The 12,459-nt window shown below is 55.2% G+C and carries 11 protein-coding genes; 8 read left to right on the top strand and 3 right to left on the bottom strand.

Features of this window, described 5'->3' with window-relative positions; all coding sequences use genetic code 11:
• Positions 1-24: 24 nt before the first annotated feature.
• Positions 25-2,436, bottom strand: coding sequence for a CDC48 family AAA ATPase (locus J2T58_RS00885; protein ID WP_253486705.1), 2,412 nt, complete (start codon positions 2,434-2,436; stop codon positions 25-27).
• A gap of 45 nt (positions 2,437-2,481) precedes the next feature.
• On the opposite strand from J2T58_RS00885, the gene larC reads away from it, so the two are divergent.
• Both larC and radB read left to right on the top strand, forming a co-directional pair.
• On the top strand, positions 2,482-3,654 hold the full coding sequence (gene larC, locus J2T58_RS00880) for a nickel pincer cofactor biosynthesis protein LarC (protein WP_253486704.1): 1,173 nt from the start codon (positions 2,482-2,484) through the stop codon (positions 3,652-3,654).
• A complete protein-coding gene (gene radB / locus J2T58_RS00875) occupies positions 3,645-4,319 on the top strand; it encodes a DNA repair and recombination protein RadB (protein WP_253486703.1) in 675 nt (224 codons plus the stop codon). Before larC ends, radB begins: the two co-directional genes overlap by 10 nt.
• A gap of 73 nt (positions 4,320-4,392) precedes the next feature.
• On the opposite strand, the gene dapF is transcribed toward radB, so the two are convergent.
• Complete coding sequence (gene dapF / locus J2T58_RS00870; RefSeq protein ID WP_253486702.1) at positions 4,393-5,220, bottom strand: diaminopimelate epimerase; 828 nt, start codon at positions 5,218-5,220, stop codon at positions 4,393-4,395.
• A 56-nt stretch (positions 5,221-5,276) separates the two neighbouring features.
• A complete protein-coding gene (locus J2T58_RS00865) occupies positions 5,277-6,224 on the bottom strand; it encodes a ribose 1,5-bisphosphate isomerase (protein WP_253486701.1) in 948 nt (315 codons plus the stop codon).
• 46 nt (positions 6,225-6,270) lie between these two features.
• On the opposite strand from J2T58_RS00865, the gene J2T58_RS00860 reads away from it, so the two are divergent.
• The 6 genes from J2T58_RS00860 to J2T58_RS00835 are packed head-to-tail and all read left to right on the top strand — an operon-like array spanning position 6,271 to position 12,458.
• Positions 6,271-7,110: an HAD family hydrolase gene (locus J2T58_RS00860; RefSeq protein ID WP_253486700.1), complete on the top strand. Its 840-nt coding sequence runs from the start codon at positions 6,271-6,273 to the stop codon at positions 7,108-7,110.
• 46 nt (positions 7,111-7,156) lie between these two features.
• On the top strand, positions 7,157-8,773 hold the full coding sequence (gene atwA, locus J2T58_RS00855; protein ID WP_253486698.1) for a methyl coenzyme M reductase system, component A2: 1,617 nt from the start codon (positions 7,157-7,159) through the stop codon (positions 8,771-8,773).
• A 1-nt stretch (position 8,774) separates the two neighbouring features.
• Positions 8,775-10,307, top strand: coding sequence for a methyl-coenzyme M reductase-associated protein Mmp3 (gene mmp3 / locus J2T58_RS00850; RefSeq protein WP_253486696.1), 1,533 nt, complete (start codon positions 8,775-8,777; stop codon positions 10,305-10,307).
• Entirely contained in the window at positions 10,304-10,765 is a 462-nt protein-coding gene (locus J2T58_RS00845; RefSeq protein WP_253486695.1) for a methanogenesis marker 6 protein, read from the top strand. Before mmp3 ends, J2T58_RS00845 begins: the two co-directional genes overlap by 4 nt.
• A 2-nt stretch (positions 10,766-10,767) precedes the next feature.
• A complete protein-coding gene (locus J2T58_RS00840; RefSeq protein WP_253486694.1) occupies positions 10,768-11,217 on the top strand; it encodes a methanogenesis marker 5 protein in 450 nt (149 codons plus the stop codon).
• Positions 11,214-12,458 carry a methanogenesis marker 15 protein gene (locus J2T58_RS00835; RefSeq protein ID WP_253486693.1) on the top strand — a complete coding sequence of 415 codons (1,245 nt, stop codon included), beginning with the start codon at positions 11,214-11,216 and terminating at the stop codon, positions 12,456-12,458. Before J2T58_RS00840 ends, J2T58_RS00835 begins: the two co-directional genes overlap by 4 nt.
• The last annotated feature ends 1 nt before the right edge of the window (position 12,459 follow it).

The following is a 12,459-nucleotide window of genomic DNA, read 5'->3' as shown; positions in this document are numbered from 1 at the left end:
GTTTCCTCCCCTTCTGTTAAGTAGTTACTGGTACTCAATCGGTTGTGACTGCTTTGGAAGACCGCCCTTGAAGTGTTGCTGGATTCGTTTATAGTATTCTACCAGGCGTTCATTCATTGTGGGGTGGATCTTCTCAAATGCCGCTTCGAAATGCCTGATAGCAACCCTGGATACTCCCTCACGCATCGCAAGCATCCCTGCCTCCCTGCAGAGCCCTTCGAGGTCAGATCCGACGTATCCTTCCGTCTGGTCTGCAATCTTTGTGATGAGATCAGTACGGGCAGGATCTGAATACTGCTGATCACATCTTGGGATACATTCGAAGATGAGCTTCCTGATCTCCGATCGCTTCAGTTGCCTCTCCTCTTTTCGTGGAAGATCCGCTGCCGCGGATCGGATCGCATCAGTTGTCACCTCTGATCCGGTTCCGATCGACTCAAAGACCGAAATGATACAACTATACTCGAGGTTCTCGAGGAGATCAACCCATTCCTCGATGAGATCTCCCTCGACCGGCATACTCCTGAGATGGATCCTGATGATCATCTCACGGTCCTTTCTGTCAGGCTCCCCGATATAGACGAGCCGGTCAAATCTCCCTGGGCGAAGAAGGGCGGGATCGACGATATCCGGCCTGTTCGTCGCGCCCATCACAACGACGTCCCGCATCTCCTCGATCCCGTCGATCTCGGTGAGGATCTGGTTGAGGACGCTCTCGATGGTGTGGGATGCCTCCCCTGAGGCTCCCCTGGCCGGTGTCAGGGCATCCATCTCATCGAAGAAGATGATCGATGGCGCAACCTGCCTTCCTTTCTTGAAGATCTCCCTGACCGCCCGCTCACTCTCACCAACCCATTTTGAGAGGAGCTGCGGACCCTTCACTGGAATAAAGTTTGCACCTGACTCGGTCGCGACCGCTTTTGCGATAAGGGTCTTGCCTGTTCCGGGGGGTCCATAGAGGAGGACACCTTTTGGTGGCTGTATCCCGAGTTCCTCAAATCTCTCCCTTTCGGTCAGCGGGAGTTCGACTGCCTCGCGGATCTCCTGCCGTGCTGAGGCAAGGCCACCGATATCGGACCAGCGGATATTGGTACCTTCAAGCATCACCTCACGCATGGCAGACGGCGATACCTCACGCTGTGCCTCCCGGAAGTCATTTCCGGTCACTTTCAACTCGTCGAGGATCTCCTGGGGGATTGATTCCTGTTCAAGATCGATCATCGGCAGATGACGGCGGAGTGAGCGAATCGCCGCCTCGCGGGCGAGGGCTGCAAGATCCGCACCAACAAATCCATGTGTCTGGGTGGCAATCAGATCGATTCTGACCGTCTCGTCAAGCGGCATTCCGCGGGTATGAATGTTCAGGATCTCCTCCCGGTCGGCCGTCGGGGGGACCCCGATCTCGATCTCGCGATCGAACCGGCCCGGTCGCCGGAGTGCGGGATCGATGGCATCGAGGCGGTTCGTCGCCCCGATGACGACGACCTGCCCCCGCTCCTCAAGCCCGTCCATCATCGTCAGAAGCTGTGCCACGACACGACGCTCGACCTCTCCGGTTACATCTTCCCGCTTCGGTGCGATCGAGTCGAGCTCATCGATGAAGATGATCGATGGCGCATTCTCGTTTGCCTCCTCAAAGACCTCCCGGAGGCGCTGTTCAGACTCTCCGTAGTACTTTGAGATCACCTCCGGTCCGGCGATTGAGATGAAATGTGCACCTGACTCGTTGGCGACTGCACGTGCGATGAGGGTCTTGCCGGTTCCCGGAGGTCCGTAGAGGAGGACACCCTTTGGCGGCTCGATACCCAGGGTCTTGAAGAGCTCGGGGTGACGGATCGGGAGTTCTATCGTCTCCCTGAGCCGCTGGAGCTCATCCTTCAGCCCTCCGATATCCTCATAGCTGATCCGCTTGAGCCCTTCAAATCCGGCAGCCGGCTTGTCAGATATCATTATCTGGGTATTTCTGGAGATGATCATCGCATCCTCGGGCTCGATACTGATGACTTTGAACTCAACAAGCTGTGGTACCATCATCGCCCTGATGGGAACGACATCGCCGATGGAGACTGGAAAGTTGATGAGCCCCTGTGCAGCATGCTCCATGCTGATCGGGAGATTCGGGGGGATGTTTTCAGGCGGCGCAATCACTATCTCCTTCGCCTCGATGACCGCCTCGATCTTTTTGATTTTAACCCGATCCCCGATGGCGACGGATGCGTTCTCACGGGTGAACTTATCGATCCGGATCTTCTGCTGATCCCAGTCCTTTGCCATCGCTCTCCAGACCTTTGCGATCGTCTGTTTCTTTCCTTCGATGGTCACAAGGTCTCCCGGCGAGACACGGAGGGCAAGCATCGTCTCAGGATCGAGCCGTGCCTTCCCTCCACCAAGGTCTTCGGGATAGGCAGAATCGACTTTCAGAAAAACTTCAGGCATTACTTTATTGTCATCGGTATCCGGACATATAAGTAGTGTTTAACGATGCGGACAATCCTCTTTGATCCGGCGAATGGTGCTGCCGGGGATATGATCATCGGAGCCCTCCTTGATGCAGGAGCAGACGAAGAACTCGTTAGACGAGCGATGGCATCGGTCGTTGGTGAGCCGGTGATCACAAAGGTGAAGCGGAGGGGGATCACCGCGACGTATATTCAGACCTGCGCCGAAGACTGTACCCGGACTCTGGAAGAGGTGCTTGATCGTCTCTCCATGGCTGATGCGCCTGATGAGGCGAAAAATATGGCCGAACGGGTCTTCCAGAGGATTCATGCAGCCGAGGTGCGTGTTCATGGTGATCATCCCCATTTCCATGAGGTCGGAGCAGATGATGCAATAGCTGATGTGGTGGGTGCATGTACCGCGCTCCTCTCCCTCTCCCCTGATACCATCCCGGTCCTTCCCGTTCCGCTCGGTATGGGAACGATCAACTCCGCGCACGGCAGGATGCCGGTTCCAGCTCCGGCAACGGCATACATCCTTCAGGATTCGGGACTGACCGTCCGTCCTTCCATGGAGGAGACCGGGGAGCTGACCACCCCGACAGGTGCTGCACTCCTTGCCGAGTTTTTCTCCTCTTTTGCTGGGGAGGCTCCGGCTGATGGAACGATTGCATCCATCGGCTATGGTGCCGGTACCCGGGATCCCCCGGATCGCCCGAACATTCTGAGGGTGATGATCCTCGAGAGCGGGGGTTTTGGGGTCTGGGTCGATATCCTTGAGACGAATGTCGATGATGCGGATGGCGAGGTTATCGCAGCAACTATCGCCCGCCTTCACCGGGAAGGTGCCAGGGACGCCTCTGCCAGCCCCCTCATCATGAAGAAAGGGCGTCCCGGTCATCTCATCAGGGTTATCTGCCGCCAGGAGGACTCCGAACGACTCGCCCTGATCCTGGCAGAGGAGCTTGGAACACTCGGTGTCCGGTGCATCCCCTCGGTCCACCGGTTCATCGCAGATCGACGGTTTATCACCGTCAGGCTCCCTGAGGGGGATGAGATCGGGGTCAAGGTCGGTTCATGGAAGGGGGAGACCCTCACCGTCAAGGCGGAGTTTGATGCAGTTCTGGCGGCTGCTGTGAGACAGGGCCGCCCGGTTCGTGAGGTGAAGTGGCAGGCTGAGGATGCCGCACGGAAGGAGTTGGAGAGGTGGAGATAAACCGGGTACGAACCGGAAGCCCCGATCTTGACCGCATCCTCGGCGGCGGCCTTGAGCGGAGGATGATCACCCAGATCTATGGGGAGCCGGGGAGCGGGAAGAGCACCCTCGCCCTGATGGCTGCGGTTGCAACCCTCAGGGAGGGGGAGGGGGTCATCTTCTTCGATACCGAAGGCTTCTCTCCGGATCGCTTCACCCAGGTAGCAGGAGGTGATGATCCTGCGGCGGATCTCGCAACCCGGCTCTTCCTCTATGAACCAATCGACTTTGCCGAACAGGGTGTGATGATCCTTGATGCAGAGAAGATCTTTCAAAAGAAGAAGATCGGGCTGATTGTTCTCGACTCTGCCACAGCCCTTTACCGCTCAGAGATGGAACGGCGTGGTGACGCGCTCAAGGTACTTGGGAGACAGATGATCGATCTCCTCTCGCTCACCCGCAAGCATGAGATCCCGGCGCTCATCACCAATCAGGTGTATATGGATGTCACCACAAACCGGTTCTCGGGCCTTGGAGGCACCTCACTCTCCCATATCTCAAAGGCGATCATCAGGATCGAACGGAGGGAGGAGAAGAGGCGTGCAATCGTCGTGAAACACCGTTCACGGCCGGAAGGGGAATATTTTGATTTTATCATCACCGGAGACGGCATTCGGATCTGCTGAATATATCTTCTGAAAAGGGAGAAGAGACCGGAATATTCCGGCTCTCATCGTTTTAACTTTTATATGGCGGTTCTCAGAGCTGGATCATACCGATGAAGACCGACTCTGCGGGTCCGGTCATCGTCACTGTCTCGCCAAACGAAATTCGGAGCGGGCCGCCCTTCGTCTCGACCAGAACGTCGTTGCCGACATAGCCGAGTTTTCGGGCGACTGCCGCTGATGCCGTTGCACCCGTTCCGCAGGACATCGTCTCACTCTCGACACCGCGCTCGAATGTCCGGATCCGGAGGGTGCTGTCGGCGACCTTCTCGACAAAGTTGACATTTGCACCTTTTGGGAAGGTCTGGTGATTCCTGATGACGGGACCGATCTGCCCGGGATCGATGGCACCTATCTCACTGACGAAGACGACTGCATGAGGGACTCCGGTATTGACCGCATAGACCTGATAGGTGGCAATCTCCTCAGAATAGTCGGCATCTGATTCTCCGGTCGCTGGAATCTCACTTCTGGCAAATGCCGGAATCGGCATCGTAATTGTTGCAAAGAAGTCCCCCTCATCGGTATATCCGAGTTTCACCGGCATGATGCCTGCCATCGTCTCAACCGTACACTCCTCTCCGACATATTCCCGGTCAGAAGCGTACCTGACGAGGCAACGGATTCCGTTTCCGCACATCTCTGCCTCCGACTCGTCAGGCTGAAGGAGGCGCATCCTGATATCCGCAGTCTCTGACTTTGAGATGAAGAGGACACCATCCCCGCCTATCCCGAACCTGCGGTCACAGAATAACATCGCAAACTTCGGCTTCATCTCTTCCGGAATGACCTCTCCATTCATCTCGTCGATGAGGATGAAATCATTGCCATTCCCCTGTAATTTGACAAATTCAATACCCATGATCAATCTCCTCATTCATCTTGCATGATGGATAGAAAAAAGGATATCCCTTCTTCTTACATTTGCCGGAACTCCTCCTCAAAATCCGATACCTGCCATCCAAGGTGCTCCCTGATGATTACCGGTGCATATTCGGGTGGAATGACCCCCTCCTCGGTGACGATGAGATCGATATAGGTCCCGGGTGTCCTGTCAAAGACCGGATTACGCACCCTGACAAAGGGATATTTCTGCGCGATCTCATCAGGAAGCACCTCTGATCCCGGCCTCTCCTCTACCGGGATCTCAAGGCCGATACTTGACCGGGGTGCGAATTTGTAGGTCTCAGCTGCGATGATCATCTTCGTCCGGGCTTCATGGGCCGCAAGGGCGATCTGTGAGGTTCCAATCTTATTGATCACCGATCCATCTGCAGAGATGGCATCAGCACCTGCAATGGCGAGATCGACATCATTGATGAAGAACCGGACTGCCGAATCGACGATGAAATGTGTCGGTATCTCATGATGGTTAAGAGCCTCGATGGTCAGCCTCCCCTGGTTCCAGGGGCGCACCTCGGTTGCAAAGACCTCTATCTCTTTCCCCTGTCTCTTCGCCTCGATGATACAGGCGAGAGCAGCTTCGGAGTTGCAGTGGGTCAGAATGGTGTCGCCGTCCCTGATCTGGTTGGCTCCGATCATGCCGATCGTCCTGACCGCCTCCTCTGAGGATCTGATGAACGCCCCGGCATTTCTGATAATCCCGCTGCGCGCATCGGTTGCATCTCCTGCCGTTCTGAGATCCCTCATAACAATATGGATGGCATTTGGGAGCGATACGGCAGTCGGGCGGGTGGATCGGAGGAGATACGCTGCCTGATACATCTCGTCCCTGAAATCCCTGAGATCGTCTGTGGTGATCGTCCCTGCATGGTCACGGAGCGCGGCAGCTGCTGCACGCGCTATACGTCCGGCACCCCGGATCTCCATCGACCTGATAGCTTCGGCTGTCGTAGTAAGAGGCATATAAGAACCCTCGTCGATAGTATAGATAAATGGTGGTCTTGATCCGATGACGATTGCAGTAGTCTTTGATAGTGCCGGAACCCTCCTGCGGACATACCGGGCCGCAAAGGATGTATTTGAAGGCACACTCCTTGGGGATGTCGAGAGTACGACGCTCACCTTCGATGATGCCGACCGGATACTCATCCTCATCAATGTCCATTCCGAGGATGTGATGAAAGGGGATAAAGATCAGCTTCTCTCAGCGTTTCTTCGAGATCATTGTATCGACTTTGGGGTCTCCTGTGGACGTAAGGTTATCACACAGGATGATGTAGCCGCTATACTCTATCATGAGGAGCATGCTGTTGTTGGTGATCTTCAGGAGACGATCCGGGATGTATGGGTCAGGTGCAGCAAGCAGAAGACGATTATGGCCATCAACTCCGGTGCGATCCTCAACATCAGGACGAGATCCATCGAATTCACCCTGACAGCCGGTGGGAGCCCGTTCCCGGGTGCAAAGGAGACGATAACGCGCCTGCACCAGATGGGGGTTGCCACCTTCATCGCCTCCGGGGATCGGGGCTCAAAACTTGAGAGGATGGGTGATTATCTTGGCATTCCCCGTGACCGGATCTATGGGGTCGCCACCCCGACGATGAAGGCACAGATCGTACAGGATCTGAAGAAAGAGTATAGTACAGTGCTGATGGTCGGGGATGGGATCAATGACCTCCGTGCAATGCGGGAGTCGGATATCGCCATACTCTCTGAGCAGCAGCCCGGCGAGCGGATCGAAGCCCTCTTCAATACTGCAGACTACGTCATCACTGAGGTATGTGAGGTGATCGGTATCGTCGAAGGGATAGCACGCGTCGAACCTGGCAGCTCTGTTCCCATATAAAGACTAATATGCTCCTTCCTCTACATACTATCTCAAGAGGCAATTTATGAAACCTTTCATCACTGTCGAAAACCTTTGCATGGAGTTTAATGGCACACGGGTACTCAATAACATCAATCTGACAATCGAAGAAGGTGAGACCGTCGGCATTATCGGAAGGAGTGGTGCCGGAAAGACTGTTCTGATCCATCTGATTCGTGGGATTGATCAGCCCCCGACAAGTGGAACGATCATCTATCATGTATCGGTCTGTGACGCCTGTGGCAGGGTAGAGCTCCAGAGTGCCGCAGGCTCACCATGCACCCGCTGCTCCGGTGGCGTGCTTCAGCCGGCAGATATCGATTTATGGAATGATGATGAGTCGGCACGGCGCTATCTGATGAAACGAACCGCAATCATGTTCCAGCGGACGTTTGCGCTGTATGGAAACGATCGTGTCATCGAAAATGTTCTTCGTGCCCTTGATGATGTCGGCTATCCATCCGGGAAAGCCGTCTCCCGTGCCGCAGATCTCCTTGATGAGGTCCGTTTATCCCACCGGATGATGCATATCGCCCGTGACCTCTCAGGTGGTGAGAAGCAGCGCGTCGTTCTTGCTCGTCAGCTGGCAAAAGAGCCGTTCCTTCTCTTTGCTGATGAGCCGACGGCGACCCTCGATCCAAAGATGGCACGTGTTGTCCACGAGATGCTCAAAGAGGCTGCATCCTCGGTTTCGATGGGGATGATCATCACCTCCCACTTTGCCAGTGCAATCGAAGATGTCTCAAATCGTGCCATCCTCCTCTCTGATGGTGAGATAGTGGCAGTCGGGACCCCAAAAGAGGTCATCGCGAAGTTCATGGAAGAACACCAGGATAACGAGGTCTTTGCAAAGCCCGAGCTTGGTACTACCCTGATCAAATCAGATAATCTCAAGAAACGGTATATCTCTGTTGACCGTGGGGTTATCCGCGCGGTTGATGGTGTCAGTTTCGAGATACAGGAGAAGGAGATCTTTGGGATCATCGGAACAAGTGGTGCGGGGAAGACCACCCTCTCACGGATCATCTCTGGTATACTTGAGCCAACAAGCGGGAAACTTGAGATCAAGATCGGGGATGACTGGGTCGATATGGGCAGGCCCGGATACCAGTACCGCGGCCGGGCAAAGATGTATATCGGCCTTCTTCACCAGGAGTATGATCTCTTCCCGCATAGAACCGTTCTTGATAATCTCACCGATTCAATCGGCCTTGAATTTCCAAAACAGCTCGCAATGAGGAAGGCGATGATCACCCTGAAGATGGCGGGCTTCTCTGAGGAGAAAGGGAAGGCTGTCTTAAACCGTCTTCCAAATACCCTCTCAGAGGGTGAGCGGCACCGGGTTGCTCTGGCACAGGTGCTGATCCGTGAGCCGAGGATCATCGTCCTTGATGAGCCGACAGGAACAATGGATCCGATCACAAAAGTGGATGTCAAGCACTCGATCCTCCATTCAAGGGAGGAGATGGAGGAGACCTTCATCGTCGTCTCCCATGATATGGAGTTTGTCCAGGATATCTGTGATCGCTGTGCCCTGATGCGGGGTGGAAAGATCGTCCGGATCGGGACGACGACTGAGATTATGAATCTCCTCACAGAGGAGGAGAAGAATATTATGAGTCGCGCCATACAGGGAGAGTAGTATGCTACGCATTACCCTGGATGGCAGTCAGCTCACTGCCAATGAAGGAGATCGCCTCAGTGATATTCTTCCGGATCATGATCCTGCACTCTCTGTTGCGGTGATACGGCCAGGCACCGTCTCCCAGGAGGTGACCCGCCATTTTCGGGTCGTTACGTCGGCAGGAGAATTCGTGGTCGAGATTCCGGATGCGGGCGTGACATTACCGGATCCGGATGACGATGCGACGGGCTCAACCATACACTGGGCTGATCGGTATGCGGCTGCTTTTGGCCCGTTTCCGGCATCGTTTTCCCCATCCCGCTCCCCGTCACGATATGCACGGGGGGATCTCATCATCGGTTGTGGTGGGTATGATCCAAAACGCTCCTACCTGATCCTCTCGCGCAAGGATCATCAGGCTGATCACGGAGCCTCATCTGACGGCGGGATCATCGGCCGGGTGGTTGCAGGGCGTGCGGTGATAGACCGGCTCACGACTGGCGACAGAATAACAGCGGTAGAACGGATGATCAGCTGGGCCGACTCAACCCACTCGGTCACAACGACCGATCTCTCCATGCTGCTGGAGGATGGGATGGAGATCGTCTCCTATATCCGGATACGGGCAGACGGGTATACCGACGAGTCGGTTGATCCCAGGATAGCGCGTTCGGCGGAGCATCTCCTCTTTTCCTTTAAAGATGGTATCTACCATGCAGATCGTACCACATCAACCCACTGCATGGATGCCCATCTTGGCAGGCTTGAAGTCCCCCAGGAGCAGACCCGTCCACGGCATGAAGGGGCTGTCACTGTCAGGACAAAAGGGCGAAACTCTGGTGCGATGTTTATCTACCGGGAGGATGTTGCAACGAGCGCTCACCATACCCTGGTCGGCCAGGTGACCCATGGGATTGAACTGATCCGCCTGATCGGTGATGGCGAAACATGCGCCGTCATCACCGAGCCTGATCGCCTTGATCTTCGAGGGATGCATATTGGTGATGCCCGTGCCCTGCTGGAAGAACGGAAGATCTCATTTGAGGTTATGGATGATATGGATGCATCCGATCGGGTCATCACCGATCAGGAGCCGGCAACAACATTGGAGGTTCTTGCAGCAGGCCATGTTCGGCTGACGACGATGAGGGAGGACGATGTCATCGATATTTTTCTCGATGACGAGAAGGCACCAAAGACCGTTGATATCTTCCGGAGGTTCACCGGCCTGAAACTCTATTCGGTTGGCATGCTTCCGTTCTTCTTCACATACGAGGATGTCTGGCTCTTTGAACCCGAGATACCCGAGCGGATTAATATCATCCCGGAGAATACCCCGGTCGATACCATCCCGGCAAACTCACTGGCGATGACGAACGCCTCACGGCGTGGTGCCGGGCTCGTCGGTGTCCGGACCTCGGAGGACGATGAGTTCGGACCAACAGGTGAGCCTCTTGAGGGAACCAATATCATTGGAAGCGTCATTGATGTCGGGAAACTGAAGGACTTCAAGGAAGGGGATATCATCTATATCAGGGAGGTGAAGCGATGAATGAGTATACACCAGAGTATGTCGGGAGCGTGACGAAGTACGTCTTTGTCGATTCGCCACATACTACACCGCAGGACCTGGCTATCGCCGCATATGAGGTTGCAATGGGTGTGATGATCAAGGAGACCTGCTTTGGTATTCAGGTGACCGGATCCCCGGATGAGGTGTCACGGATTATCGATGCACTGAGGAAGCTTGATCCCTATCATATCTTCATCAAGGATCGGGGGTTTCCCCCCGGGGATCAACGGCGGTGCCGGGCAAATCTTGGTGGTGCCAGGCCTGGATACCTCGGGCATGAGTATGAGATCGGCCTTGCACGGTTCATATCACACGGATTACGAGAGATTGATACTATGAATGATAATGATCTGCTGAAAGCAGCCGTACCGATCAGGCGGGCAACCCCCCTCGATATAGATGACCTCTCGACGATTATAGAGACAGAGGAGGCCTGAATATGGCAAAAGTCTTCATTTATCCTGCAACAAGCCTGATGCTGTCTGATCTCGTTGCCAGGTTCGGGCATGAACCACTCGGATCAGCACTCTCGATCCGGGATCATATTCAGACACCCGGATTTGACTCGCCTCCCCTCCAGATAACACCGGAAGATCCGAAGAAAGGGCTCCGGTGGGCCGCAGTCGAGGTGCCGTCCGGGGTTCGCGGGAGGATGTCCGTCTATGGTCCGCTCCTGGACGCTGCCGAGGCGGCGATCATCGTCAACGATGCTGAGTTTGCCTTTGGGTGTATGGGGTGTGCCAGAACAAACGAACTTCTCATCTTCCGGCTGAAACAGAAAGGGATACCTGTCCTTGATCTCGTCTATCCAAAGACGCAGGATGAGGGTGTGGCTTTCGTTGCATCCATTAAATCATTCCTCAAGGAGCTCGGGGGCGATGAAGAATGAGCCGGCCGGTCAGAATTGCACAGCTCACCTGCGGGGCCGAGTACTCCGGTGTCCAGAACGAGATCGCAGAGGCTGCGGCATCGGTTGACGCCCAGCTCTTCTATCCGGATATCTCGCTTGCTGATCTGAAGAAGACCGAGGCAACCTTCGGCCTCAATGTGAAGAGCCCGGATCTGAAACTGGCGATTGCCCGGGCTGATGCCCTCGTCTCCGGGAAAGTCGATGCGGATGCCGTCTTCATCGGGAGCTGCTTCCGGTGTGCCGAGGCGGCGATCGTCAGGAACGAGCTTCGCCGGTATATCCATGAGAACTCAGAACTTCCCGTCGTCTCCTACTCGTTTACGGAACGGACGACATCAGGGACCCTTCTGACACGGATGGAGGCGCTGACAACGATCGCACGCCGGCGTGCGCTTCTTGCACGGGAAGAACAGTCCGGGATCACACTGGGTGTCGATTCCGGCTCTTCAACGACGAAGTGTATCGTAATGAAGGAGAACGAGATCATCGGAACAGGCTGGGTACCGACCACCGAGGTTCTCCGTTCCGCAGATGAGGCCGTGGAAGCCGCCCTGAAGGAGGCCGGGCTTGCCTTGAAGGATATCGAGGCGATTGGAACGACCGGCTATGGCAGGTTCCTCATCGGAAAGCACCTCAAGGCGGATCTCATCCAGGAGGAGCTGACCGTCAACTCCAAAGGGGCTGTCTACCTCGCTGATCGGCAGCGTGGCCCCTCAACGGTGATTGATATCGGCGGGATGGATAACAAGGCGATCTCGGTGATTGACGGAATCCCTGGGACGTTCACGATGGGCGGTATCTGTGCAGGAGCCAGCGGGCGTTTCCTTGAGATGACAGCAAAGCGTCTTGGAATCGATATTACCGAACTTGGTCCCCTCGCAATGAAGGGAATAGGCCATGGCGTCCCGATGAACAGCTACTGTATCGTCTTTGGAACCCAGAGCCTTGTGAATGCCCTTGCATCCGGAAGCACCCCTGAAGATGTCGCCGCTGCCGCCTGTTATTCTGTAGCTGAACAGGTCTTTGAGCAGCAGCTGCAGGAGGTTGATATCCGGGAGCCGGTTATTATGGTCGGTGGTACATCCCTGATAGAAGGGCTTGTCAAGGCAATGGGGGATCTCCTCCAGACGGAGATCCTTGTGCCGCATCATTCACAGTATATCGGAGCGACCGGCTCTGCCCTCCTCGCCTCAGGATTCATCGATATGGAGAAGGAGTGAT

Origin of the sequence: Methanocalculus alkaliphilus (assembly GCF_024170505.1) — an archaeon.
GTDB classification, from domain to species: domain Archaea; phylum Halobacteriota; class Methanomicrobia; order Methanomicrobiales; family Methanocorpusculaceae; genus Methanocalculus; species Methanocalculus alkaliphilus.
Note: the sequence above shows the minus strand (reverse complement) of the source record. Positions and strands in the feature narration are given on the sequence as shown.